20 protein-coding genes and 2 pseudogenes are annotated in these 24,697 nt (G+C 62.1%); 12 read left to right on the forward strand and 10 right to left on the reverse strand.

Annotated elements, in window-relative coordinates; translation table 11 throughout:
- Positions 1-56 precede the first annotated feature (56 nt).
- Positions 57-1,157 carry an ISL3 family transposase gene (locus GF111_RS25955; protein ID WP_224217866.1) on the forward strand — a complete coding sequence of 367 codons (1,101 nt, stop codon included), beginning with the start codon at positions 57-59 and terminating at the stop codon, positions 1,155-1,157.
- Positions 1,158-1,704: 547 nt separating this feature from the next.
- On the opposite strand, the gene GF111_RS25960 is transcribed toward GF111_RS25955, so the two are convergent.
- Positions 1,705-3,138: an NAD-dependent succinate-semialdehyde dehydrogenase gene (locus tag GF111_RS25960; RefSeq protein ID WP_048234046.1), complete on the reverse strand. Its 1,434-nt coding sequence runs from the start codon at positions 3,136-3,138 to the stop codon at positions 1,705-1,707.
- Positions 3,139-3,334: 196 nt separating this feature from the next.
- Between GF111_RS25960 and GF111_RS25965 the strand changes: the two genes are divergently transcribed.
- Both GF111_RS25965 and GF111_RS25970 read left to right on the forward strand, forming a co-directional pair.
- Positions 3,335-4,162, forward strand: a complete 828-nt coding sequence (locus GF111_RS25965; protein ID WP_147190461.1) for an AraC family transcriptional regulator — start codon at positions 3,335-3,337, stop codon at positions 4,160-4,162.
- Positions 4,163-4,260: 98 nt separating this feature from the next.
- Entirely contained in the window at positions 4,261-5,229 is a 969-nt protein-coding gene (locus GF111_RS25970) for a DMT family transporter (protein ID WP_047730665.1), read from the forward strand.
- A gap of 27 nt (positions 5,230-5,256) precedes the next feature.
- Here the strand turns inward: GF111_RS25970 and fusA are convergent, their stop codons facing one another.
- Together fusA and GF111_RS25980 are read right to left on the reverse strand one after the other, a co-directional pair.
- Positions 5,257-7,362, reverse strand: a complete 2,106-nt coding sequence (fusA, locus tag GF111_RS25975; RefSeq protein WP_048234037.1) for an elongation factor G — start codon at positions 7,360-7,362, stop codon at positions 5,257-5,259.
- A 238-nt stretch (positions 7,363-7,600) separates the two neighbouring features.
- Positions 7,601-7,849 carry a DUF883 family protein gene (locus GF111_RS25980; protein ID WP_004938127.1) on the reverse strand — a complete coding sequence of 83 codons (249 nt, stop codon included), beginning with the start codon at positions 7,847-7,849 and terminating at the stop codon, positions 7,601-7,603.
- 221 nt (positions 7,850-8,070) lie between these two features.
- Between GF111_RS25980 and GF111_RS25985 the strand changes: the two genes are divergently transcribed.
- The gene (locus GF111_RS25985; RefSeq protein WP_148940203.1) at positions 8,071-9,567 is read left to right on the forward strand and encodes an alpha/beta hydrolase; all 1,497 of its coding nucleotides are present in this window, start codon (positions 8,071-8,073) and stop codon (positions 9,565-9,567) included.
- Positions 9,568-9,599: 32 nt separating this feature from the next.
- Here the strand turns inward: GF111_RS25985 and GF111_RS25990 are convergent, their stop codons facing one another.
- Genes GF111_RS25990 through GF111_RS26000 form a run of 3 tightly spaced genes read right to left on the reverse strand, consistent with a single transcriptional unit; the run spans position 9,600 to position 13,267 of the window.
- Positions 9,600-10,637, reverse strand: a complete 1,038-nt coding sequence (locus GF111_RS25990; protein WP_038880042.1) for an ABC transporter ATP-binding protein — start codon at positions 10,635-10,637, stop codon at positions 9,600-9,602.
- The gene (locus GF111_RS25995) at positions 10,634-12,217 is read right to left on the reverse strand and encodes an iron ABC transporter permease (protein WP_038880039.1); all 1,584 of its coding nucleotides are present in this window, start codon (positions 12,215-12,217) and stop codon (positions 10,634-10,636) included. Before GF111_RS25995 ends, GF111_RS25990 begins: the two co-directional genes overlap by 4 nt.
- Before the next feature lie 33 nt (positions 12,218-12,250).
- Positions 12,251-13,267, reverse strand: coding sequence for an iron ABC transporter substrate-binding protein (locus GF111_RS26000; RefSeq protein ID WP_047730668.1), 1,017 nt, complete (start codon positions 13,265-13,267; stop codon positions 12,251-12,253).
- Between the two features lie 410 nt (positions 13,268-13,677).
- Here GF111_RS26000 and GF111_RS26005 point away from each other — a divergent pair.
- The 5 genes and pseudogenes from GF111_RS26005 to GF111_RS26025 form a co-directional block, all read left to right on the forward strand.
- Positions 13,678-14,376 (forward strand): annotated as a pseudogene (locus GF111_RS26005) (ABC transporter substrate-binding protein); the annotation flags it as partial.
- Positions 14,375-15,112: pseudogene (locus GF111_RS26010) on the forward strand (magnesium transporter); the annotation flags it as partial. The pseudogenes GF111_RS26005 and GF111_RS26010, both read left to right, overlap by 2 nt.
- A gap of 144 nt (positions 15,113-15,256) precedes the next feature.
- Positions 15,257-15,340: a protein MgtS gene (gene mgtS, locus GF111_RS26015; RefSeq protein ID WP_369803928.1), complete on the forward strand. Its 84-nt coding sequence runs from the start codon at positions 15,257-15,259 to the stop codon at positions 15,338-15,340.
- A 109-nt stretch (positions 15,341-15,449) separates the two neighbouring features.
- Positions 15,450-15,629, forward strand: a complete 180-nt coding sequence (locus GF111_RS26020) for a hypothetical protein (RefSeq protein ID WP_004938106.1) — start codon at positions 15,450-15,452, stop codon at positions 15,627-15,629.
- Positions 15,630-15,655: 26 nt separating this feature from the next.
- Entirely contained in the window at positions 15,656-17,032 is a 1,377-nt protein-coding gene (locus GF111_RS26025; RefSeq protein WP_048234025.1) for a cation diffusion facilitator family transporter, read from the forward strand.
- Here the strand turns inward: GF111_RS26025 and GF111_RS26030 are convergent.
- The 3 genes from GF111_RS26030 to GF111_RS26040 form a co-directional block, all read right to left on the reverse strand.
- Positions 16,975-17,820: an inositol monophosphatase family protein gene (locus tag GF111_RS26030; RefSeq protein WP_147191285.1), complete on the reverse strand. Its 846-nt coding sequence runs from the start codon at positions 17,818-17,820 to the stop codon at positions 16,975-16,977. The genes GF111_RS26025 and GF111_RS26030 overlap by 58 nt on opposite strands.
- A 66-nt stretch (positions 17,821-17,886) precedes the next feature.
- Entirely contained in the window at positions 17,887-18,327 is a 441-nt protein-coding gene (locus GF111_RS26035; protein ID WP_110593089.1) for a GNAT family N-acetyltransferase, read from the reverse strand.
- Between the two features lie 47 nt (positions 18,328-18,374).
- Positions 18,375-20,105 carry an ABC-F family ATP-binding cassette domain-containing protein gene (locus GF111_RS26040; RefSeq protein WP_110593088.1) on the reverse strand — a complete coding sequence of 577 codons (1,731 nt, stop codon included), beginning with the start codon at positions 20,103-20,105 and terminating at the stop codon, positions 18,375-18,377.
- A gap of 450 nt (positions 20,106-20,555) precedes the next feature.
- Between GF111_RS26040 and GF111_RS26045 the strand changes: the two genes are divergently transcribed.
- Positions 20,556-22,985, forward strand: a complete 2,430-nt coding sequence (locus GF111_RS26045; RefSeq protein ID WP_174840529.1) for a DUF3772 domain-containing protein — start codon at positions 20,556-20,558, stop codon at positions 22,983-22,985.
- 45 nt (positions 22,986-23,030) lie between these two features.
- On the opposite strand, the gene GF111_RS26050 is transcribed toward GF111_RS26045, so the two are convergent.
- Positions 23,031-23,195 (reverse strand): hypothetical protein, encoded by a 165-nt coding sequence (locus GF111_RS26050; RefSeq protein ID WP_223294939.1) that lies wholly within the window; start codon positions 23,193-23,195, stop codon positions 23,031-23,033.
- 129 nt (positions 23,196-23,324) lie between these two features.
- On the opposite strand from GF111_RS26050, the gene GF111_RS26055 reads away from it, so the two are divergent.
- Both GF111_RS26055 and GF111_RS26060 read left to right on the forward strand, forming a co-directional pair.
- Complete coding sequence (locus GF111_RS26055) at positions 23,325-24,140, forward strand: alpha/beta fold hydrolase (RefSeq protein WP_060442753.1); 816 nt, start codon at positions 23,325-23,327, stop codon at positions 24,138-24,140.
- A 55-nt stretch (positions 24,141-24,195) separates the two neighbouring features.
- On the forward strand, positions 24,196-24,657 hold the full coding sequence (locus tag GF111_RS26060; RefSeq protein WP_038871698.1) for a GNAT family N-acetyltransferase: 462 nt from the start codon (positions 24,196-24,198) through the stop codon (positions 24,655-24,657).
- The last annotated feature ends 40 nt before the right edge of the window (positions 24,658-24,697 follow it).

The raw sequence follows: 24,697 nt of genomic DNA on the forward strand, positions 1-24,697 counted from the left end.
AATGCTGGTCAGTTAAGCCTGACTGGTTCTCGCATCCTTCTGCCAACTCCCTGCTTATCCAGCTCCAGCCTGACGCTGCCGTCATGCCCTGTTGTCGTCGTTGTGAGCGGCGGGTGCCTGTTGTGCATGATGTTTCCTTCCGCCGAGTGCGTGAACGCCAGCTGCTCGATTGGGTCGTCTGGCTCAACGTCCCCGTCCGGCGCCTGTGTTGCCCCCATTGCGGGGTCACCACCGAAAAAATCAGCTGGTTGCCTGAACGCCAGAGATATACCACGATGCTATCCGTATGGGTTGAGTCATTGACCCGTTTACTGCCGATTAAGCACGTTGCACAACTCACCGGCCTGCACTGGCATACGGTCAAGAATATCGACTACCGGCGTCTGCTGCGGGAACGGACAGAGCCGCAGCGCCATACCCTCCGCCGTCTGGTGATGGATGAGTTCGCCCTGTTCAAAGGACATCGCTATGCCACCGTGGTGATGGATGCGGATACGCAACAGGTGTTGTGGGTGGGCGAAGGCCGCAGCAGAGCGGCCTTCCGCCCCTTCTTCGTCTGGCTGGGCGCTGAAGGCTGTGCCGCTATCCAGTCTGTCGCCATGGATATGAATACGGCGTTAGACCTGGAGGTCAGGCATCACTGCCCGCAGGCGGAAGTGGTCTATGACTTGTTCCATGTGGTGGCAAAGTATGGCCGGGAGGTTATCGACCGGGTCCGCGTCGACCAGGCCAATCAACTCCGTGATAACCCAAAATCGCGTCAGGTCATCAAACGCAGCCGCTGGCTGCTGCTGCGCAACCCAGAAAACCTGCCCGAAGGGCATGAGGTAAAGCTCACGGAGTTGCTGGAGGCGAATCAGCCGTTGAATGTGGTCTGGCTGATGAAAACAGCGCTGAAAGAACTGTGGTACGCCCCGAGTGAACAAGAGGCGCAGAGACGCTGGGTAAGCTGGTACAGGCAGTCTCAGGAAAGCGGAATCAAGGCGTTGCAACACTTCGCCGAGAAACTGAAAGGGTATGCCGGTGCATTTTTTATCCATCCTCTGGGCGTTCTGTGCAGGGGAATTGCCGTAAACCCCTCGCATTTCTCTGATGCCGTAGCGAACGGCAATTGGAGGGGCCGATGGCGCGGCCCCTCCACCCGCGCCTTTGCTTAACACCGCCTGTCCGCTGCGCGGATACCCTCGCCGCGTCTGCGTTGTCGGGCGGGTCGGCTGCGACAAACGTCCCTGTTAGTCTCGCCTCAACCGGCCTTCCCTGGCCGGTTGCCCCTGACAACGCCGTCTTGCTCGGCAGCCGGTGATGCGCACTAAAGGTCAACACCCGAGCTGGAAGGTACCGGGCAACCTGTCCCTTGGTAGAGGCGTTGGAGATGAGCGCGGTGTTGAGCGCCCTTGAAGGCGTCGAACGCAGTCGCGATGCATAGGCGAAACCGCCATGGACGGCGGTTTCAGGCGAGACAGGCAGGGACGCCTGTCGTAGCCGGCCGTGATGCGGCGCGATGAAGTGAGAGTCGTTGGCGCAGCCAACCGTCTGATAGGGCAAAGGCGCGGGTTGCCAGGGGCCGCGCCTTCGGCCCCTGGCTCGGTCGAAGCGTATGAGCCACATGGCGCATCTCACCTTTATCGACCGAAAACTACACAAATACGTTCAGAAAAACGCTAACTAACCAGCATTACCCGCACTCATTCATCCGACGCGCGATTAACGGCCGGCGACGGTGACGAAGCGGGTTTCCAGGTAGGATTCGATCGCTTCGCTGCCGCCTTCGGTGCCGTGACCGGAGTCTTTCACGCCGCCAAACGGCGTTTCCGGCAGGCCGAAACCGATGTGGTTGATGCTCAGCATGCCGCTCTCCACGTCGCGCCCCAGCGCATTGACGGTGGCGATGTTGCGGCTGTAAGCGTAGGCGGCCAGCCCGTACGGCAGGCGGTTGGCTTCGGCGATCGCCTCGTCATAGGTGGCGAACGGGCGCAGCAGGGCGACCGGGCCAAACGGCTCTTCTGACATGGCGCGGGCGCTCAGCGGCACGTCGCGCAGCACCGTCGGCTCGAAGAAGTTGCCTTTGCCCGCCACGCGCTTGCCGCCGGTGCAGGCTTTTGCCCCGTGGGCGACGGCATCCTGCACCAGCGCCTCGATATTGTCGACGCTGCGGCCCAGCACCATCGGCCCCATGGTCACGCCGTCTTCCAGCCCGTTGCCGAGCTTGAGCTCACGCACGGCGGCGGTGAATTTCTCCACGAAGGCTTCATAAACGCCTTGCTGGATCAGAAAGCGGGTCGGGGCGATACAGACCTGGCCGGCGTTGCGGAACTTGGACTGCGCCAGCTCTTTGGCCGCCGCGTCGAGATCGGCGTCGTCGAAGATCAACACCGGCGCGTGGCCGCCCAGCTCCATGGTGGCCTTTTTCATATGCTGGCCGGCCAGCGCCGCCAGATGCTTGCCCACGCGGGTGGAGCCGGTGAAGGAGATCTTGCGAATGGTCGGATGCGGGATCAGGTATTCCGAGATTTCCGCCGGGGTGCCGTACACCAGCGCGATCACCCCGGCCGGGATCCCGGCGTCGGCGAAGGCTTTGATCAGCTCAGCCGGCGAGGCCGGCGTTTCTTCCGGGCCTTTGACGATGATGGAACACCCCGCCGCCAGCGCGGCGGACAGCTTGCGCACGATCTGGTTGATCGGGAAGTTCCACGGCGTGAAAGCGGCCACCGGGCCGACCGGCAGCTTGAGGGTTTGCTGCTGTACGTCGCGGGCGCGGGACGGAATGATCTGCCCGTAGGTGCGGGTAGCTTCGCCGGCGAACCAGTCGATGACGTCGGCGGCGTTGAGAATTTCGATTTTGGCCTGCGCCACCGGTTTGCCCTGTTCCTGCGTCATGACGGCGGCGATGGCATTGGCGCGTTCGCGCAGCAGCGCCGCCGCTTTGCGCATCAGGTTGGCGCGCTGGTGCGCGGCGGTGTCGCGCCAGACGGTAAATCCGCGCTCGGTGGCGGCCAGCGCCAGATCGAGATCCTCTGTGGCGGCGTGCGCCACCTGACCGATTATTTCGTCGGTGGCGGGGTTGGTGACCGGCAGGGTTTTCCCGGCCAGCGCGTTGCGCCATTGTCCATCGATATACAGTTGAGTATCCGGATACATTGTTGCCTCTTGTTTGCGGAGTGTCAGGGGCCGATGAGCTTCGCGATGCGGCGCGCCTGAAAGGGACAGGGACCTTAACCCTACGCCGAATGGCGGCGATCGTCCAGGCGAGGGGCACGAAAGCGCCAGGGTGGCTACTCAACCGGCGATGTTTTGGCTATGCTGAGCAGATTGTCAGCACGGACGAGGAGGTCGGGTGCAAGGGGTACCACAACAGTTTCCGTTCGAGAAGGATTGCGCGCAGTTCCGGCATTTGTCGCATCTGCCGGGCGTCGAACTTTATCAGGCGCATATCGAGCGCTATGCCTTCGAGCCGCATACCCACGACGCCTTCGCTATCGGCACCGTAGACACCGGGGCGGAGCGTTTCCGCTATCGCGGCGCGCAGCATCTGGCGGCGCCGGGCGCGCTGGTGCTGATGAACCCCGATGAGCTGCATACCGGCGAAGCCGAAACGCCGGGCGGCTGGTGTTACCGCATGCTCTATCTGGCGCCCGAGGCGCTGGAGCAGCTGTCCGGCGATCGGAGCCAGTGGTTCACCGATGCGGTGCGCCACGATCCGTGGGCGGCGCAGCGCTTGTCCGCCATTCTTGCCACGCTGTGGCAAACCGACGATCCGCTCACGCTGGACGGCCTGCTGTTGGAGGCGGTCGAGCTGCTGCACCCGCACATCCGCACCGGGCGGCGGGAAAAAGCCGAGGCGGCGCACCGTTTCGAGGTGGTGAAAAGCTACCTGCACGACAACTTCGGCGAGGCGGTGACCCTCAATCAGCTGGCCGAGCTGGTGTCGCTCAGCCCGTACCATTTCCTGCGCAAGTTCAAGGCCGAATACCACGTTTCGCCGCAGCAGATGCTGATGGCGATCCGGCTGTCGCAGGCCAAACGCATGCTGGAGCGCGGCATGCCCGCCGCACAGGTGGCGGCGGCGGCGGGGCTGACCGATCAGGCACACCTGACGCGCGCCTTCGCCAATCGTTACGGCGTCACGCCAGTGCGTTTCCAGAAACAGGTGAAATTGGGTTAAAACAGCAACCTGCTACAATAATTCCTTCCCGCGTTTTCGCTACTCTGCCGTTGTCTTGTCGGGCGGGTTGGCCGCGCCGGCCGTTTGTCGGAGTCGTTATGTTCATTGGCGTTGTGTTTGCCCTGGCCGCCGGGCTGATGTGGGGATTGATCTTCGTCGGCCCGCTGCTGGTGCCGGATTATCCCGCCGCGCTGCAGTCCACCGGGCGCTATCTGGCCTTCGGGCTGATCACCTTACCGCTGGCGTGGTTCGATCGCCGCCGCCTGCGCAAGCTGCGGCGCCAGGATTGGCTGGAAGCGCTCAAGCTGACGGCCATCGGCAATCTGCTGTACTACCTGTGCCTGGCCAGCGCCATTCAGCGTACCGGCGCACCGGTATCGACCATGATCATCGGTACCCTGCCGGTGGTGATCGCCCTCTGCGCCAATCTTTTTTACGGCCGGCACGACGGGCGGCTGGCCTGGGGCAAGCTGGCGCCGGCGCTGCTGCTGATCGTCTGCGGGTTAGCGTGCGTGAACGTCGCCGAGCTGCGCGGCAACGCGCTGCCGATCGATGGCTGGCGTTATCTCAGCGGCCTGGGGCTGGCCGTGTTGGCGGTAGCGTGCTGGACCTGGTTCCCGCTGCGCAACTCGCGCTGGCTGCGGGAGAACCCGACGCAGCGGCCGGCCACCTGGGCCACGGCGCAGGGGGTGGTGACGCTGCCGTTGGCGCTGCTGGGCTATCTGGCGGTCTGCGGCCAATTGGCGCTGAGCGAACCGGCGTTCGCCTTGCCGTTCGGCCCGCGCCCTGAGGTGTTTATCCCGCTGATGCTGGTCATCGGCGTGTTCTGCTCCTGGCTGGGGGCGCTGTGCTGGAACGAAGCCAGCCAGCGCCTGCCGACGGTGTTGGTGGGGCCGCTCATCGTGTTCGAAATTCTGGCGGGGTTGGCCTATACCTTTCTGCTGCGCCAGACCTGGCCGCCGCTGCTGACGCTGGCCGGCATCGTTTGCCTGATCGCCGGCGTGGTGTACGCCATGCGCATCAAGCCGCAGCCGGTGGTGGTGGCGCTGGAGGACAAGCAGGGGTGACGCCCGCCGCGAAGGCGGGCGCGAGGGTTAACGCTTGCTGTGGTGAATGATCTCTTCGGCCACGTTGCGCGGCGCTTCGGCGTAGTGGCTGAATTCCATGGTGTAGGTGGCGCGGCCCTGCGACATCGAACGCAGGGTCGTCGAGTAGCCGAACATCTCGGACAGCGGCACCTTGGCACGAATTTCCTTGCCGCCGCCGCCCGGGATCTCTTCCATGCCCTGCACCAGACCGCGGCGTGAGGAGAGGTCGCCCATCACGTTGCCGGCGTAATCCTCCGGCGTTTCCACCTCCACCGACATGATCGGCTCAAGGATCACCGGATCCGCCAGGCGGCAGGCCTCCTTGAAGCCGAAGATCGCCGCCATGCGGAACGCCTGTTCCGACGAATCGACGTCATGATAAGAACCGAAGGTCAGGTGCGCCTTGACGTCCACCACCTGATAACCGGCCAGCACGCCGTTGTTCAGCGCCTCGAGCACGCCTTTTTTCACCGCCGGGATAAACTCGCCCGGAATGACGCCGCCCTTGATCTCATCGAAGAACTCGAAGCCTTTGCCGGGTTCGTTCGGTTCGACGGTCAGCACCACGTGGCCGTATTGCCCTTTACCGCCGGACTGGCGCACGAACTTGCCTTCCACGTCGGCCACCCGTTTGCGGATGGTTTCGCGGTACGACACCTGCGGCTTGCCGGTGGTGGTCTCCACCCCGAACTCGCGGCGCATGCGATCGACGATGATCTCCAGGTGCAGCTCGCCCATGCCGTAGATGATGGTCTGGCCGGATTCTTCATCGGTGCGCACGCGGAACGACGGATCTTCCGAAGAGAGGCGCTGCAGCGCGATGCCCATTTTCTCCTGGTCGCCCTTGGTCTTCGGCTCGATCGCCTGGGCGATCACCGGCTCGGGGAAGGTCATGCGTTCCAGCGTGATGATGGCGCCGGGGTCGCACAGCGTATCGCCGGTGGTGACGTCTTTCAGGCCGACGCAGGCGGCGATGTCGCCGGCGTGCAGCTCGTCGATGTCCTTACGATCGTTGGCGTGCATCTGCACTATGCGGCCGATGCGCTCCTTTTTGCCCTTGATCGGGTTGTAAACGCTGCTGCCTTTGGCCAGCACCCCGGAGTAGACGCGTACGAAGGTCAGCTGGCCGACGAAGGGGTCGGTCATCAGCTTGAACGCCAGCGCCGAGAATTTTTCGTTGTCGTCGGCTTTGCGGGTGATGATTTCATCGTGTTCGCCGTGGCCTTCCATCGGCGGCACGTCGAGCGGCGAAGGCATCAGTTCAATTACCGCATCCAGCATGCGCTGCACCCCTTTGTTGCGGAACGCCGAGCCGCACAGCATCGGCTGGATTTCGCCGGCGACGGTGCGCACCCGCAGCCCGTGGACAATCTCCTCTTCGCTCAGCGGTACCTGGTTGAGGTATTTCTCCATCAGCTCTTCCGAGGCTTCAGCGGCGGCCTCAATCATGTTTTCGCGCCACTCCTGCGCCGAATCGCGCAGCTCGGCCGGGATCTCTTCGAAGCTGAAGTTCATGCCCTGCGAGGCTTCGTCCCACAGGATGGCCTTCATCCGCACCAGATCCACCACGCCGCGGAAGTGGTCTTCGGCGCCGATCGGAATGACGATCGGTACCGGGTTGGCTTTCAGGCGCTCGATCATCATTTTGCGCACGCGGAAAAAGTCCGCGCCGATGCGGTCCATCTTGTTGACGAACGCCAGCCGCGGCACCTTGTATTTGTTGGCCTGGCGCCAGACGGTTTCCGACTGCGGCTGCACGCCGCCCACCGAGTCATAGACCATCACGGCGCCGTCCAGCACGCGCATCGAGCGTTCCACTTCAATGGTGAAATCGACGTGCCCGGGGGTGTCGATGATATTGATGCGGTGCTGCGGATAATTATGCTGCATGCCGTTCCAAAAGCAGGTGGTGGCCGCCGAGGTGATGGTGATGCCGCGCTCCTGTTCCTGCGCCATCCAGTCCATGGTCGCCGCGCCGTCATGCACTTCACCCAGCTTGTGGCTGACCCCGGTGTAAAACAGAATCCGCTCGGTGGTGGTGGTCTTGCCGGCATCGATATGCGCGGAGATGCCGATGTTGCGGTAACGTTCGATAGGGGTGGTGCGAGCCATAATCAACCTTTCTTAGCCGCGTGAAGGAGAGCGGCTTAAACAGCATGGATAATGGTGATAATCCTCATAGGGTTATCTGCCGGATCGCAGAGCCTCGCTCTGGTCATAAACTAATCGTAGTTGAAGGCGTTGGTTTTTATAAGCGATGGCTGTAATAGATGAAAGTTTGCGCGCAGGGGGAGAAAAGGACGAAAAAAAGGCCCGTAACGGGCCTGTTGTCGAGCGGCGCGTTCGCCGCTTATTTGCGTCCCAGCAAGAAGCCGAAAACGATGCCGACCGCCGCCGCAACGGCCACGCCGGCCAGCGGGTTGGCTTCCACCTGTGTTCTTACGCTGTCCGCTGCGTCTCGGGCGGCATAGCTGGCCTGGGAGGCGTATTTGCGCGCCGCACCGCGCACCTGATGCTCCGGCGAATCGACGGCTTTGCCGAACGCTTCTTCTACCGCGCCTGCGGCTTCATTGGCTTTGTCTTCCGCTTTACCAAACATGCTGCTCTCCTGATTCTTATGGGTTAACGAATCCTAAGCCTAGCAGGTAGACGCCGTTTTTTGCAGCATTCTGTGCGTTATAAGAGCAATCCGAGCAGAGAAAAGTCTTGCCGGGCACGCGGTGACGGCTTCACCCGCGCGGCTTTTTGTGTTCTATTGGCTAGCTGTTTAACCGGGTATCGTTAACCTTTGACCGATTCGTTGAGTTGAAAGGACTCCCCATGTCAGTACTGCGTATTCTGGCGCTGCTCGCCGCGACCGCCGCCGCGTTGCCCGCCCAGGCCAAGCCTGGGCTCCACGGCGCGGCGGCCGAGAACGGCATTCGTTGGCAATCATGTCTCAACAGCGGTTTTCAGCGCTGGTTCGATGAGCCGCCACCACCGGGGCTGCGCTGCGGTTACCTTGAGGTGCCGTTAGCCTACGCCACGCCGCCCGCTCATGCGGCGCAGGCGGGCGAACAGACCGTGCGTTTGGCGCTGACCCTGCTGCCCGCCACCGGGCCGAAAAAGGGCAGCGTGGTGATGATCAGCGGCGGGCCGGGCCTGCCGGGCATCAATCCTTATTTGGGCAATGATGGTCACGTCGCCAGGCTGCGTAAATCCTACGACATCATCGGTTACGATCCGCGCGGCGTCGGCCAATCGACGCCGAAAATCTCCTGTCAGGTGGCCGAAGGCGACGAAACCCCGTCACCGGACGACAACGACGTGGCCGGTGCGGAGAACCAGACACGCACCCTGATTGCCGCCTGCATAAAACAGACCGGCGCGGACGTGCTCCAACATATCGGCACCGACGAAGCGGTCAACGATCTGAACGCGATCCGCCACGCGCTGGGCGAACCGGGGCTGACGGCGGTGGCGTACTCTTACGGCACCAAGGTGGCGGCGCTCTATGCCGAACGTTTTCCGAAGAAAACGCGCGCGCTGGTGCTCGACGGGGTGGTGGATCTGGCGGAAGACGATTTCACCCAGCGGCTGAACCAGGAGCGGGGCTTCCAGCAAAGCTTCCTGCGCTTCGCCGCCTACTGCGGCAAAACCGACAGTTGCCAGCTGGGCGGCGGCGCCAATCAGGCGCTGCAGCGTTATCATGCCTTGCTGCGCAAGCTGCATGAGCAGCCGTTCGTCACCGCGGCGGGGTATGAAATCTCCGCCGACGACGTGCTGACGGTCACACGTTCGCTGCTGCTGTGGCCGGAGCGCTGGCACGAGCTGGCGACCGTGCTGCGCCAGCTCGATGCCGGGATCGCCGGGCAGCAGGTTTCCGATCTGATCGACGAAAGCTATTCGCCGGATGCCGATGACGCGCTGAACGTCATCACCTGCGCCGACGTCGCCAACCCGACGGCCGATCCGCAGCTGCTGCGCCGGCAGCGGCAGGAGATCAATACCGCCGCTATGTATGCCCACTATCTGCCGCTGCACGAATATCCGCTGGAAATGTGCGATCTATGGCCGTACCACGGCAAAGATCGGCCGCACACGCCGGTGGCGTCTGCCGCGTTGCCGCCGCTGCTGTTCGTCGCGCAGCGCTACGATCCGACCACGCCGTACCGCAACGCGCAAGTGATGGCCGCCGCCTTTAAAAGCCCGCTGATCACCCGCGAACGCGACGGGCATACGCTGGTGCTGAACGGCATCGACAGCTGCGTTGACGAAAGCGTGGTGGATTATCTGCTGGCGCCGAAAAAGCCGCGCCACGACAAGATTTGCCGTTGAGGAGGCCGGGCGGAAGCCCGGCCTAAAGTGAGTCAATCGGCGAAAATGTGCGCCTGGCCCATCACGTTGAGAGTGACCTGAGAACCGGGCTGCAGGCCTTCGCGGCTGACGGTTTTGATCTCGATTTGCGCGCCGCCGGCGGCCATTTGCAGGTTGAGCGTAGAGACGAAGCCGGCGAAATCGATGCCGGTGATCACCGCCTGGCCGTGCTGCGCCGGATCTGACAAACCGATTTGAATCTGCTCCGGGCGCAGCATGATGCGCGCCGGGCCGCTGCGTTGCCGATCGTCGACGGCGATGCGCCCCAATGCGCAGTCGGCCCAGCCGTGCGCCAGTTCGGCGGTCAACACCAGCGTTTCGCCAAGGAAGCTGGCGGTCGGCTCATCGACCGGCCGCAGATAGAGATCTTGCGGCGCGCCCACCTGCGCCAGCCGGCCGTTGCGCATCACCGCCACCTGATCGGCGAACGACAGCGCTTCGCTCTGATCGTGGGTGACCAGGATCGACGCCACCTTGGCCTCCGTCAGCAGTTCGGCGACCGCTTTGCGGGTGGCGGCGCGCAGGCCGGTATCCAGCGCCGAGAACGGTTCGTCCAGCAGCATCAGCCGGGGTTGCTGCGACAGGGCACGCGCCAGCGCGACCCGTTGCTGCTGCCCGCCGGACAACTCGTGCGGCCACAGCGCGGCCAGACGGCGATCCAGCGCCACCATCTCCATCAGCGCCTCGATGCGCCGCTGTTTCTCACGCTTGCTGCCTTTAAGGCCAAAACCGATGTTGCCGGCGACGGTAAAGTGCGGGAACAACGCGCCATCCTGCGGGACGAAGCCGATGCCGCGCAGATGCGCCGGCACCCAGCCGCCGCCGTTGCCCATGGCTTGCCCCTGCAGCAGGATCTGGCCGCCGTCGGGAATTTCAAAGCCGGCGATGATGCGCAGCAGGGTGGTTTTGCCGGAGCCGGAAGGGCCGACGATCGCCGTGCGGCTGCCGGCGGCAACCTGCAGGTCGATGTGTTCCAGCACCCTGATGGCGTTATAAGATTTTTCGATACCGTGCAGTTCGAGCGTGCTCATAGTCCCGCCGTGCGTTTAGATTGAGAATAAAGAAGCCAGGTGAGCGGCAATGACAGCGCCACCATAATCAGCGCATAAGGCGCGGCGGCGACGTAGTCTATCTCGCTGGTCAGCGCCCAAAATCCGGTGGCCAGCGTGCGGGTGCCGTTCGGCGCCAGCAACAGCGTGGCGGTCAGCTCATTGGCGATCGCCAGGAACACCAGCGCGGCGCCCGCTGCGGCACCCGGCGCCGCCAGCCGCAAGGTGGTGCTCCACAGCGCCTGCGCCGGCGATTTGCCGAGGCTGCGCGCCACGTTTTCCAATTCCACCGGCGCCTGTGCGATGCCGGCGCGCAGATTGATCAGCGCCCGCGGCATAAACATCAGCAAATACGCCAGCAGCAGGGTGATTTCGGTTTGGTAAATCGGCCGGAAGCTGTGAATGGTGATGGTCACCAGGGCCAGCGCCACCACGATGCCGGGCAGCGAGCTGGTCACGTAGTTACAGCCTTCCAGCACGCGGTACAGCCGGGCCGGATAGCGCACCGACAGCCAGGCCATCGGAATGGCGCACAGCGTGATCAGCAACGCGCCGACGGCGGACAGCGACAGCGTTTGCCACAGCGCGGGCCACAGTTCGGCGTTGCGCCACACCTCGAATCCCCCCAGCCACAGCCAGCGGGCCAGGGTAATGAAAGGCACGCCCAGCGCCAGCGCGGTCAGCGAAATCGGCAGCAGCAGCGCCAGCGCGGCGAGCGGCAGCGAAAGGCGACGCGGCGTTTGGCTGCGGGCGCTGCCGGAACCGACGCGAGCATAGCGCGCGCGGCCGCGGCTGAGAGCCTCAAGCAGCAGTAACCCGAGGCAGCACAGCACCAATACGCCGGCCAGCATGTTGGCCGCCGGGCCATTGAAGGTCGACTGGAACTGATCGAAGATCGCGGTGGTGAAGGTATCGAAGCGGATCATGGCATACAGGCCATACTCCGCCAGCAGGTGCAATGCGATCAGCAGGGAACCGCCCCAGACCGCCAGCTTCAGCTGAGGCAGCACCACGCGGAAAAAGACCGCCAGCGGCCGGGAACCGAGCGAGGTGGCGACGTCTTCGATACCGGGATCCAGACGGCGCAGCACGGCGGCGGCCGGTAGGTAAATGAACGGGAAATAGGCGAGCACCGAGATGAAGACCCCGGCGCCCAGGCCGTGCATCGACGGCACCAGGCTGATCCAGGCATAGCTTTGCACAAAGGCCGGCACCGCCAGCGGCGCGGTGGCCAGTACCGCCCAGAGACGGCGGCCCGGCAGCGTGGTGCGCTCGGTCAACCAGGCCAGGGCCACGCCCAGCACGGCGCAGATCGGCAGCGTCAGCACCACCAACAGCAGGGTGTTCAACAGCAGTTCCGCCACGCGCGGGCGGAAAACCAGAGCTTTGACCGTTTGCCAGCCGGTTTCAAACGCCACGCCGATAACGAATCCCAGCGGCAACAGCGCCAGCAGCGACAGCAGCACGGCGCTGGTCACTACGATCGTCCCCGGCCGCTGATGACGGGGGATAACAGAATAACGCCGCGCGGTCTGCGCGGCGTGGGTACTCAAGTTTGACATAACGATCAAAAACTCTCGGTTTGCCGGCGGGCCTTACAGCAGGCCGGCTTCGGTCATCAGTTCGACCACTTTTTTACTGTTCAGCTGCGCGGCGTCTACTTTCGGTGCGTCCAGATCTTTCAGTGGCACCAGTTTCGGGTTGGAGGCCGCGCCGACGCCGACGGCGTATTCGAAGGCGTTGTTGGTACGCAGGATCTCTTGGCCCTGTTTGCCGGTGATCCACTTGATGAACGCCTGAGCTTGCTGCTGATGCTTGCTGGAAGCCAGCACGCCGCCGCCGGAGATGCTGACGAACGCGCCCGGATCCTGATGTTTGAAGTAGTACAGCTTGATGTTGTTGCTGTTTTCGCCGGTTTTAGCGCCATCCACGAACGGGTAGTAGTGATAGATCACGCCGCTGTCGACCTGGCCGGCATTGACCGCTTTCATTACCGTGCTGTTGCCCTTATAGGCGGTGAAGTTGGTTTTCATCGCTTTCAGCCATTCCAGCGTCGCTTTCTCGCCTTTCAACGCCAGCAGCGCGCTGACGATCGCCTGGAAATCGGCGCCCGACGGCGAGGCGGCCCAGCGGCCTTTCCATTCCGGCTTGGCCAGGTCCAGCAGCGACTTCGGCAGCTGCGCTTCGGTCAGCTTGGCCGGGTTGTAGACGAACACGGTAGAGCGGGCGGCGATGCCGATCCAGCGGCCGTGGCTTGGGCGATACTGCGGTTCCACCTGGGCCAGCGTCGCGGCGTCCAGCGGGGCGAACAGCTTGGCGTTATCCACCAACACCATCGCCGGGGAGTTTTCCGTCAGGAAGACGTCGGCAGGTGAAGCGCTGCCTTCTTGCACCAGCTGATTGCCCAGCTCGCTGTCGCCGCCGTTGCGCAGCGTGACCTTGATGCCGGTGTCTTTGGTAAACCCGTCGACCCAGGATTTCACCAGGTTTTCATGTTGGGCGTTGTAAATGACGATGCCCTGATCGGCGGAGGCCGCCTGAGCGCCGAAGGCCAGCATCATCGAGGAGGCGAGCAGGGCGACGGGGCCGAGAGATGAAATACGCAGCTTCATGCAGTTATCCTTTTTAGCGTTCGAATGAGGAAAACGAATATCGCCTGGCAAGCGCAAGCAGCCCGATTTTAGCCAAGAACATCAATAATGATAGTGAAAACGATTCGTATTAAATTATTTTTGACGATCGCTCACAAAATGAATTGCCCTAAGGATAAGTTAAGTTTCGGCTGGAATAATCTGTATTGATTGCCTGAATTTATTTCACCGCCGGTTCGCGACGTTCCCGTTCGGCGATGCCGGCCGCCGCACCCTCCCGCTTGCTTTCGTCAGTTTTCGCCACTATTTCGTTGATAATGAAAGAAATTCAACACCGCTTTTGGTTATGACTCATAGCGATTAATGATTTAATTTATTCTACTGCCACATTGCATATTGAACGCGATAAAACACTTAACAGGGATATCGACGTGAAATATTCATTTAATGGCAAGAAATTGGCTGGTTTAATCCTCCTGGTTTTTAACGCGACGACAGCTCAGGCGGCCGACGTACCGGCGGGCACTAAACTGGCGCCGGTACAGGAATTGGTGCGCGCCAACGGCTATGAGCCGGCGACGCTGGATCCGAACCTGGCCGAGAGCAATGTGGAGTTCTACATCTTCAACGATCTGTTCGAAGGTTTGCTGCGCGTCGGGAAAGACGGCGAAGCGATCCCGGCGCTGGCGCAGAAATGGGAGCATCAGGGCAACGTCTGGACCTTCCATCTGCGGCCGCAGGCCAAATGGTCGAACGGCGATCCGGTGACCGCCGACGATTTCGTCTACAGCTGGCGGCGCCTCACCGATCCGAAAACCGCGTCGCCTTACGGCAGCTATCTGGCTTCGGCCTACGTGCTGAATGCCGCGGCGATCAACACCGGCAGTAAACCGCCGAGCGAGCTGGGCGTCAAGGCGCTGGACGCGCACACTCTACAGGTGACGCTGTCGGAGCCCAATTCCTACCTGCTCAAGCAGCTGGTGCATTTCCCGGTCTTGCCGGTTAACCGCAAGGTGGTGGAGCAGTACGGCAAGAACTGGACTCAACCGGCGCATTTTGTCGGCAACGGCGCGTTCCGCCTCAGCCAGTGGGTGGTGAACGAAAAGGTGGTGGTGGAACGTAACCCGCAGCTATTTTCAGGTTTCGCCCGACGACGATCGCAACGACGTGGCGCATCTGCTCGGCAAGGGCGGCTTGGACGTGGTGCCGGTCGTGGCGAACAACACGCTGGTCGGCGTGCTGGGGGAGCGAGAGATCGCCCGCCTGGTCGAGGATGAAAACACCGAAGACGCACAGCGCCAGGGTGCGAGCCTGCCGCTGGACAAGCCTTATCTGGAGACCAGCCCGTGGGCGCTGTGGCGTAAACGTTCGGTGTGGCTGCTGATGCTGTTCGTCGCCGAAGCTTACACCGGCAACGTGCTGAAGGCGTTTGAAGATCAGCTCGAAGCGGCGATCGCGTTGGCGTTCTTCATCCCGCTGCTGATCGGCACCGGCGGCAACAGCGGCACCCAGATCACCTCGACGCTGGTGCGCGCCATGGCGCTGGGTGAGGTCAGCCTGCGCAACCTGGGCGCGGTGATCCGCAAGGAAGTGACGACCTCGCTGCTGATCGCCGTCACCATTGGCCTGGCGGCCTGGGTACGCGCCTGGATCATGGGCGTCGGCATGGAGGTGACGTTGGTGGTCAGCCTGTCGCTGGTGGCGATCACCGTGTGGAGCGCGATTGTCTCGTCGATCATTCCGATGCTGTTGAAACGTCTCGGCATCGATCCGGCGGTGGTATCGGCACCGTTTATCGCTACCTTTATCGACGGCACCGGCCTGATTATTTATTTCAAAATTGCCCAGCAGGTATTGGGTATTTAACCGCGCTCCGCCCGATGTTGCGGGCGGAGATGTAAAGCCTTAATGAGGAGGACGTTAAAAAACATGGATACCGACCAACCCCGATATTTAACGCAAGGGGCTTTTATCGATAACATTTAACCTGAGGACAAAATAATGGGAAACATGACTATTTTTATGGGATTCCTGGCAATGATCAGCTCACTGGGCCTGTTGGCGGCCTATATGAGCACCAAATGGGATGATTGATGAACGCAAAAGATCCGCCTAGATGCATCCTCCCCGTAACCGCTATTTATTATGGGGAGGATTTTTAGCGGCGCGCCGAACGCGCGGCCTGATACGGGAGTTGATAATAATGACGATTCTTATTCTGGGATTGCTCTACGCCATTTTAATGATCTCGGTGGGCGTTAATGAGATTTATTTTTATTCCACCGGAAAATCCAATTTTCTTACTAGCCTCATGCTGACATTTTCTGGCAGTATGCTGTTGATCGCCTTTGTCTGGCAATTATCCTCTAAAGTAAAAAAATAAATCACCGTCCGAATGTGAGCAGCATAATGCAGAATGAAAAACAGGCCGTGGCCAGAAACTCGATGATCGCCAGCGGGTTGCTGGCTACGGGCAAGTTCGTCGCCGGTATTTTTACCGGCAGTATTGGCCTGATATCCGAAGGGATCCACTCTTTTACCGATTTTATCGCCACCAGCATCACCTGGCTGGCGGTGCGCATCAGCGATAAGCCCGCCGATGACGATCACCACTTTGGCCACGGCAAGGTGGAAAACCTGGCGGCGCTGTTCGAGGTGCTGCTGTTGCTGGGCGCCGCCGGCTGGATCGTTTATGAGGCGGGCAGCAGCCTGCTCGGGCAGCCGCATGAGATCGTCGCCGCGCCGGTGGTGATTGCGGTGCTGCTCATTTCCATCTGCGTCGATTTCTTCCGCGTGCGGGCGCTCAACCGCGTCGCCAAAGCGACCGACAGCGCGGCGCTGGAAGCGGATGCGCTGCATTTCTTCTCCGATATGCTTTCATCCGGCGTGGTGCTGCTGGGCATGGTGTTTGTGCTGCTGGGCTTTGGCCGCGCGGACGCCATCGCCGCGCTGATCGTCGCCGGCTTTATCTTTGTCGCCGCGATCAAACTGGGCAAACGCTCCTTTGACTCGTTGATGGATGCCGCACCGGCCGGGGCTACCGAGGCGATCCGCGCCACGCTGGCAAGTTTTCCGGCGGTGCTGGCCTGCGACAGCGTGCGTATCCGCAACGCCGGCGCGGTGCTGTTCGTCGAAATCACGGTGGCGGTGTGCCGCACCTTGCCGCTGGAACGCATCGACGCGCTGAAGCGAGAGATCGTCGAGCGGCTGCGGGAGCAGTACGCCAGCGCGGAATTCACCGTCATCGCGGTGCCGCAGACCCGCAGCGATGAAGACATGGCGACGCGCATTCGGGCGATTGCCGCCAACCACGGTGCGCAGGTGCAGAATGTGACCTTGCAGCAGCTGCCGACGCGCATGGCGATCGGCATGGATTTGGCGGTGCCGGCCAACGCCAGCGTGGCGCAGGCGCATGACATTGCCACGGAGATAGAGGGGATCCTGCGCCAGGCGATCGGTGAAGACACCGAGATAGAGACGCACCTGGAGCCGCAGACGCCGCATTGGCTGACCAGCGAGGATGTCGATGCGACGGAGCTGGCGGATATTCGGCGGATCTTGCAGTCGGCGCTGGAGCAGGGGGAGAGCGTGCAAGACGTACACAACGTCCGCGCGCGCAAGACCGACGGGGGCATCATCGTCAACTTCCACTGCCGGGTGTCGCCGGCGGTCACCATCGCCGCCGCGCACGATGCGGTTGATCGGGTCGAGCGCCGGCTGCGCTCGCTTTATCCTGCCATCACGCGCGCGATAGGGCACGTCGAGCCGATCAAGCCCGGCATTTGAATCAGTTCGGCCAACTGCGGGTAGAGCGCCGCGTTGGCCAGCAGCAGCGGGTTGCCGCGCCGCAACCCGTTGTTGTGCATAAAGTCATTCGCCACGCCGCCGGCTTCGCGCGTCAACACCCACCCAGGCAGGCTGTCCCAGGCATTCATGTGCGGTTCGTAATAGCCCAGCAGCCGACCGGCGGCCACCTGGGCGGTCATCAACGCGCCGGAGCCGCTGCGCACAAACATCCCTCCCGCCTGCAGCAGGCGACAGAGAAAGCCGCTGAATTCCGCCGCTGAAGCGCGCGGTGAAATCCCGACGCCCATCACGCCATCCGCGACGCTGCGCCCGGCATGCACGCCGATCGGTTCCCCGTTGAGAAAGGCGCCGTGGCCGCGACAGGCGCGGAACATCTCGCGGTGGTTGGGATCGTAGACCACGCCTATCGTCGGCTCGCCGTCGATCACCACGCCTATCGCGATACACCAGGTATGCAATCCGTTCAGGAAGCAGGCGGTGCCGTCAATCGGATCGACGACCCAAACGCAGGCGGCGTTTTCGCCGGTGCTGCCGCTTTCCTCGCCGAGAACCCCGTCCTGAGGAAAGCGGCGGCTGATCATACGGCGGATCAGCGCTTCGACGCGGCGATCGGCCTCGCTGACCACGTCCTGCAGCCCCTGTTTGAAGTCGACAGCCAGGCTTTGCCGCCGTTGATAAAAGCTGAAAGCGAGATCGGCGGCGGTGCGGGCGATCTCACGCGCAAAGCGGTAGCGCGCCTCGATGTCCCGTGGGGAAAGTGAAGTCATGACAGGCTCAATAGCAAAGAACGAATCGGTTTACCCTGCCATAAAAGGATGAAGGTAATGTGTCGCTCAGCGCGGCGGGGATGAAAAACGCAGCTGCATTATGGCATCGGGAGCCGAAAGCGGTTCGGTCGTGGCCCCGGCCGGTATTACCGCGCGCCAAAATGCCAGCCCGCGCGGATTATCCGGGCTGACCGACAGCGACCAGCCGCCGGGGTGCTGCGTGAACAAGGCGTGGGCGGCCCGTTGCCCCAGCCCGGTGCGCCGCCACTCGGGCTTGACGTAGAACTCCGCCATTTCGACGGTGGCGCTGTCCAGGCACCGGACCAACGCGAAACCGGCCGTTTGCCGATCGCTCAAAATCAAATAGGGGTAGCGGCCGACCTCGCGCCAGTAGAGCGGCAGATAGGGGTAATCGCCATCGGCGCCCAGCTCGCGAAGGCAATCGGACAGCATGACCGCCAGCAGCGGCCGCTGCGCGCGTGTAGCTTGCTCAAGGGAAAATGCCATGTCGCACTCCGTCAAGAAACAGGCCGCCGGAGGGCGGCCTGTCAAGGTTAGCCCAGATTCAACCGGGCGGTAATGTCGGCAATCTCGCGGCGCCAGCGTGCCTGAAGCGCCGGTTTCTGGTGCTTTGGTTTGCGCGCCAGATCATCCTCCAGTTTGCTTTCGAGGGCAAACAGGGCGGTCAACAGCGCTTCTTCGCCTTCCAGTCGCTCATCCGGCGTCGGACCGCCTGCGTTGGCTTTGTCCGCCGTCGGCAGCGCCGGCGCTTCGCCCGCCAGGCGCTGATACACCGGCGCCAGATCGTGCCACTCCTCCAGTTTTTGCTGGTCGATCAGCCAAAAGCGGTTGCAGCTCTGTTCGATTAGCATCCGGTCATGGGTGACCAATATGACGGCGCCGGCGAACTGGCGCAGCGTTTCCGCCAGCTCTTCTTTGCCAGCCATGTCCAGGTGGTTGGTGGGCTCGTCCAGCAGCAGCAGCGAATGGTTGGCCAGCGTCAGGCCGACGAACAGCAGCCGCGAACGCTCGCCGCCGCTCAGCGAACGGATCTGCTGATGGTGGCGCAGGTAAGGGAAACCGGCGCCGATCAGCGCCATTTTCCGCTGTTCCTCGGTCAGCGGCGCAAACTGCGCCAGCGCTTCGCTCAACGTGTCTTCATCGCGCAGCTGTTGCAGGCTCTGATCGTAATAGCCGATGCGCACGCGCGGGTGGAAGATCGCCGGGCGTTCAGCGGGGTGCTGATACGCCTGCCACAGCAAGCGCAGCAGTGACGATTTCCCGCAGCCGTTGCGCCCGATGATGGCGATGCGATCGCCGCTTTTGACGCGCAGATGTTCCAGGCTGAACAGCACCGGCGCATCCGGCGCCGGGCGCACGGCCCATTGCTGCAGCGCCAGCAGGCGATCGGCGTCCAGCGCCTCTCCCTGTAATCGCAGCCGCCACGGGCTGCCGGCGGTCAGGGTGGTCTGTTCTTCCTTCAACCGATCGACGCGCTTTTCCATTTGCTTGGCTTTGCGCGCCAGATCTTCGTTGTCATAGACTTTGCCCCAGATCGCCAGGCGTTTGGCGCTTTTTTCCACCCGGTCTATCTCTTTTTGCTCCGCCTGGCGCCGATGCTCGTCCGCAGCGTCCTGTTCCGCCAGTGCGACGCGCGCAGCGGAGCAGGGCAAACGGAAGAACTGCAGCGTTTTGTCGCGCAGGATCCAGGTGCAGTTGGTCACCTGATCGAGCAGATAGCGATCGTGCGATACCAGCACGAAGCTGCCGCTCCAGCTGCGCAAGAACTGCTCCAACCACAGTAGTGTGGGCAGATCCAGGTGGTTGCTGGGTTCGTCGAGCAGCAGCAGATCGGGCTGGCGGATCAGCGCGCGCGCCAGCAGCAGGCGGGTGTGCTGGCCGCCGCTGAGGGTGCCGGCGGTCAACGTCCAGCTCACCGGTTCAAACCCCAGCTCGGCAAGCAGCGCTTCACAGCGCCAGCGTTCGCTGAGGTGTTGGCCCGCGGGCAACTGCGCCAGTACCGCATCCAGCAGGGTGCTGGCGTGCAGCTCAGGCGGCAGGTGTTGTTCGATGCGCGCCATCAGACATTGGTGTGACAATGTCACCGTTCCGCTGTGGATGGGCAGGGCACCGCTAAGCAGTTGCAGCAGGGTGCTTTTGCCGCAGCCGTTGTCGCCGATCAAACCGATGCGATCGCCTTTTTTCAGGCTGAAGGAAATCTCGTTCAGCAGGACGCCGAACGCGTTGTCGTAACCGACAGATTGTGCAGACAGTAGTGTGCTCATTGCTTACTCAAGAGTTACAGGCATGACAATGCCTATCGTCAAACATCGCTGACGACAACCCGGTAAGCCGGAGGGAAGATCCTGGATTTTAGTAAGCTTCGCTCAAGCTGGGTTATCGCAGCACGATACCGGTAATGCTTGAGCGGCGACGATTACCAAAGAAGTGTGAGTGAAAAAACAATTCACACGTCAGCATAGTAAGTCTCCTTTTATTGGTTGCAGGTTAATCGGTGGCAGGAGTATAGAGCGCTTTGCGCCGCGCCGCCAGTGGAAAAGCGCCTGAATAATCAACAGGCTAAGTCCGGTGGGAGCGCGTGGCACATAATGGGAATAATTACTGTATTTCGGCCGACATTAAGCAGCTATTATAATTAGCGTTTATGGTTAAGCGGCGGTTCATCCGCCGCCTGTTCGTCTGTCTATCAGATAATGATGCTGAGCACTGAATTTATGTTAAAGCCTCGCCCGTTCCTGCTGTTGTTGTTATTGCTGTTGGGTTTGCAGCTGACGCCACTCGCCGCCGTTGCCGCTACCCAGGATGATCCCGCCGCCGAAAGCGCGCCCGATCCCGCCACGCAGCTGAAAGCCGCGCAAAAGCAGTTGGACAGCATGAAGCAGCTGGTTTCCAAAGCGACCACCGATACCCAGCTCAGCAAACTGCGGCTGGCGACCGACGATCTGGTCGCCAGCATGGAAAAACTTGCCACCGATCTGCAGCCCGAGCAGGACAAACTGAAAGCGCAGCTGGACGTCCTGGGGCCGGCCCCGGCGGCCGGCGCGCTGCCGGAAACCCCGGCGGTGGCCCAGCAGCGCAACGCGCTGAACAACAGCAAAAAGCAGCTGGATGACGCGGTGAAACGCGCGCAGGCCATCAAGAGTAGTGCCTTCGAGCTGGGGCAGCAGATTGGCGATCTGCGCCGGGTGGCGTTTAAAACCCAGCTGGCGCTGAATACCGGCAGCATTTTGGGGATCAAATTCTGGGCGCCGGTGGTGCAGCCGTCAGAGGATGACGTACAGCGGCTGGATCAGTTCAACGCCGAGATGAAAGCGGCCTGGGACGCCAGTTGGCAGGACGAGTGGCGGTACGGCACGCTGGCGTTGCTGGCGCTGGCGGTGATTGTCTGGTCCTGGGGGCGCTATTTTTCCGAGCGTTTTCTCGCCTGGTTCAGCATCCGTTTCCTGCCGGACGGGCGCTTGCGCCGCAGCTTCATGGCGATCGTTACCGTGGCGGTGACGGTGGTGACCACCTCCATCGCGCTGAACCTGCTGTATTACGTCTTTGTGCGCGTGCAGCCGCTGCCGGTGATGCTGGAGGATTTCGCGGAAGGTTTCAACCGTCTGGGAATTTTCTGCGCGCTGATCGCCGGGCTGGGGCGTGCGGCGCTGTCGTTGAATCGCCCGTCGTGGCGTCTGGCGTCCATGGATAACGACGTGGCCGCCGGGCTGCGTTACTTCTCGCCGCTGCTGGCCGGCCTGGCGCTGGCGTTCGGCACCGTGGAGCTGATCAACAACGTCGTCAGCGCTTCATTGGCCGCCACCATCTTCGGCAACGGCCTGGTGGCGGGGCTGATCGGCATGGTACTGCTGGCGGCGCCGCTGCGCGGCCAGCGCATTCGTCGCCGTCTGGAACAGCAGGGCGCGCCCCTGGAAAAACGCACGCTGGTCGGCGGGCTGGTGCACCTCGTCACCCTGGTCTGTTCGATGGTGATCCTGTTTTCCCTGCTTATCGGCTACATCGCCTTCGCCCGCTTCCTGACCTACCAGCTGATCTGGGTGGTTCTGGTGCTGATGGCGTTCTATTTTATGGTGCTGTTCGCCACCGATTTGTGCGCCGCGCTGTTTTCGCCGCAGACCGTCAGCGGCAAGATGCTGAAGAAAACGCTCAGCTTCAAGGATCGCCATCTGGAGCAGATGTCGATCATCACCACCGCGCTGGCCAAATGTTCCCTGTTGCTGTTGATGATCGTCGCGCTGTTTAACGGCTCATTCGGCAGCACCACGCCGGGCTCGCTGATAGATAAAATCGTCTCCATCCTGACCGGTGAAGGGCTGCAGCGTTTCAACATCGTGCCCGGCAACCTGCTCAACGCCGTGATCTGCCTGGCGATCGGCATCTATATTTTGCGCGCAGTGCGGCGCTGGCTGGGTTCTGAACTGCTGCCGAAAACCATCTCGGACGTCGGCATTCGCGCCTCGCTGGTGACGCTGTTCAGCAATATCGGCTATGTGCTGGTGATTCTGATCACCCTGGCGGCGCTGGGCATCCAGTGGAGCAACCTGGCATGGATCGTCAGCGCCCTGTCGGTCGGTATCGGTTTCGGTTTGCAGGAGATCGTGAAGAACTTTATTTCCGGCCTGATCCTGCTGACCGAACGCCCGGTGAAGGTGGGGGACATGATCGGCATCGGCGGCGTGGAAGGCGACGTGCGGCGCATCAACGTGCGCGCCACCGAAATCCAGCTCAGCGACCGTTCCACCATGATCGTACCGAACTCGCAGCTGATCTCGCAGAACGTGCGCAACGCCACCATGGGCAACGCGCAAGGGGTGGTGACCATTGCGCTGACGTTCCCGACCTCCATCGATCCGGAGCAGGTGCGCAATATCTTGCTCAGCGCCTATAACGAGTACGAAACTATTCTGGAAACGCCGGCGCCTTATGTGCGCTTCAGCCAGCTGGGGCCGGACGGCATCATCCTGAGCGTGACCGGCTACGTGCCGAGCCCGCGCATGGTCGGCGCCACCAAGAGCGAACTGCTGTTCAATATCCTCAAGCTGCTGCGCGCGCAGGAAGTGAGCCTGTCCAGCCCGCAGGAAGTGGTGTTTATGAAGCAACAGGTGACGCGATACCAGACCAACGAAGAGGAGCACTCCTCCTAGTCCCCTAAGGCGGCGGGCCGTTATGCGACGGCCCGCCGAACGCGGCTAGTACATCGACGGCTCCACCGATTGCGAGCAGTCGCTGTTGGCGCTGGATTTGGTGCAGGTATAAGGCTCATTCGGCGATGCCGACGGCGCATTCGACGGGCCGCCGCCGCCGATACACCCACTCAGCATCAGCATCAAAAACACGAGAATTATTTTCTTCATCTCACCGTCCTCCATTGCGATTCCTCCCTTAAGTATATGTCGGGAAAGCGAACGGCACCGCTCGCCGGGGCGATATATACTCCTTTGATGCCTTGTTGGCGCACAACGTCGGCGAATGAGGAGGAAAAGATGCAAACCGACGACGAGTTGACCCGCTTTGCCGCGCAGGGCGCGCCGCCGTTGCCGCCCACGTCCAGGCAGGGGTTTGTCGAACATGACGGGGCGCGCATCTGGTATGCCGCCTATGGCGCGGCGCCGACGGTGATCCTGCTGCATGGCGGCCTGGGCCACAGCGGCAACTGGGGGTATCAGCTGCCGGCGCTGCTGGCCGCCGGGTATGGCGTGCTGGTCATCGACAGCCGTGGGCACGGGCGCAGCACGCGCGACGCCCGGCCTTACCGTTACGATCGCATGGCCGATGATCTGTTGGCGGTGATGGACGCGTTGCGAATCCCGCACGCCGCGCTGGCGGGCTGGAGCGACGGCGCCTGTGTCGCGCTTATCGCCGCCCATCGGGCGCCGCAGCGGGTGGACGGCGTCTTTTTCTTCGGCTGCAATATGGATCCCAGCGGCGTTAAACCGCCGGCCGCCAATCCGATCGTCGAGCGCTGCTTCGCGCGCCACGTGCAGGACTATGCCGCGCTGTCGCCGACGCCGCAGGAGTTCGATGAATTTGTCGCCGCCGTGAGCCTGATGATGAGCAGCCAGCCGAACTACACCGCGCAGGAATTGGCGGCCATTCGTGTGCCGGTGACGGTCGTTCACAGCGAACACGATGAGTTTATCCGCGCCGAACATGCTGCCTACCTGAGCGGCAGCATCCCCGGCGCCCGTCTGGTGACGCTGCCGGGCGTCAGCCACTTCGCGCCGCTGCAGCGGCCGGCATTGTTCAACCGCGCGCTGTTGGATTTTCTCGTCGATGTGATGCCGCCGCCTGCGCGCTGACGTGCGCTGTTCTATGCTGGAGACGGGGCATTTTTACATCATCGAAGAGGACAACATGAGCGAAAGCATTGTGGTCAGGCCGCTGGAAGCGCGGGACTACGCCGCCTGGCTGGCGCTGTGGCAAGGGTATAACGCATTTTACGGCCGTGAGGGGGCAACGGCGCTGCCGGATGAGGTGACGCAGACCACCTGGCGGCGCTTTTTCGACGCCTACGAACCGATGTTTGCGCTGATCGCGGAGCATCAGGGGCAGGTGGTCGGGTTGACGCACTATCTCCTGCACCGCAGCACCATCCAGCTGCAACCTAACTGTTATCTGCAGGATTTGTTCACTGCGGAGACGGTGCGCGGCAAAGGCGTGGCGAGGGCGCTGATCGCGGCGGTTTATGAGCGTGCGCGGGAGCTGGGGTTGCCGCGCGTTTACTGGAATACCCACGAAACCAACCAGACCGCCATGCGGCTGTATGACAAAGTGGCGGAACGCCCCGGTTTTGTGATGTACCGCAAGGTGCTTTGACGCCTGGCGAAAAGAAAACGGGCGCCAAACGGCGCCCGGA

The organism is Serratia sp. HRI (assembly GCF_010119335.3).
In the GTDB taxonomy this organism is placed as follows: domain Bacteria; phylum Pseudomonadota; class Gammaproteobacteria; order Enterobacterales; family Enterobacteriaceae; genus Serratia; species Serratia nevei.

Coding starts and splice junctions, on each gene's coding strand:
- GF111_RS25960 (WP_048234046.1), bottom strand. CDS start 3,138: ATGTATCCGGATACTCAACTGTATATCGATGGACAATGGCGCAACGCG.
- GF111_RS25970 (WP_047730665.1), top strand. CDS start 4,261: ATGTTCATTGGCGTTGTGTTTGCCCTGGCCGCCGGGCTGATGTGGGGA.
- fusA (WP_048234037.1), bottom strand. CDS start 7,362: ATGGCTCGCACCACCCCTATCGAACGTTACCGCAACATCGGCATCTCC.
- GF111_RS25980 (WP_004938127.1), bottom strand. CDS start 7,849: ATGTTTGGTAAAGCGGAAGACAAAGCCAATGAAGCCGCAGGCGCGGTA.
- GF111_RS25985 (WP_148940203.1), top strand. CDS start 8,071: ATGTCAGTACTGCGTATTCTGGCGCTGCTCGCCGCGACCGCCGCCGCG.
- GF111_RS25990 (WP_038880042.1), bottom strand. CDS start 10,637: ATGAGCACGCTCGAACTGCACGGTATCGAAAAATCTTATAACGCCATC.
- GF111_RS25995 (WP_038880039.1), bottom strand. CDS start 12,217: ATGTCAAACTTGAGTACCCACGCCGCGCAGACCGCGCGGCGTTATTCT.
- GF111_RS26000 (WP_047730668.1), bottom strand. CDS start 13,267: ATGAAGCTGCGTATTTCATCTCTCGGCCCCGTCGCCCTGCTCGCCTCC.
- mgtS (WP_369803928.1), top strand. CDS start 15,257: ATGACTATTTTTATGGGATTCCTGGCAATGATCAGCTCACTGGGCCTG.
- GF111_RS26020 (WP_004938106.1), top strand. CDS start 15,450: ATGACGATTCTTATTCTGGGATTGCTCTACGCCATTTTAATGATCTCG.
- GF111_RS26025 (WP_048234025.1), top strand. CDS start 15,656: ATGCAGAATGAAAAACAGGCCGTGGCCAGAAACTCGATGATCGCCAGC.
- GF111_RS26030 (WP_147191285.1), bottom strand. CDS start 17,820: ATGACTTCACTTTCCCCACGGGACATCGAGGCGCGCTACCGCTTTGCG.
- GF111_RS26035 (WP_110593089.1), bottom strand. CDS start 18,327: ATGGCATTTTCCCTTGAGCAAGCTACACGCGCGCAGCGGCCGCTGCTG.
- GF111_RS26040 (WP_110593088.1), bottom strand. CDS start 20,105: ATGAGCACACTACTGTCTGCACAATCTGTCGGTTACGACAACGCGTTC.
- GF111_RS26045 (WP_174840529.1), top strand. CDS start 20,556: ATGTTAAAGCCTCGCCCGTTCCTGCTGTTGTTGTTATTGCTGTTGGGT.
- GF111_RS26050 (WP_223294939.1), bottom strand. CDS start 23,195: ATGAAGAAAATAATTCTCGTGTTTTTGATGCTGATGCTGAGTGGGTGT.
- GF111_RS26055 (WP_060442753.1), top strand. CDS start 23,325: ATGCAAACCGACGACGAGTTGACCCGCTTTGCCGCGCAGGGCGCGCCG.
- GF111_RS26060 (WP_038871698.1), top strand. CDS start 24,196: ATGAGCGAAAGCATTGTGGTCAGGCCGCTGGAAGCGCGGGACTACGCC.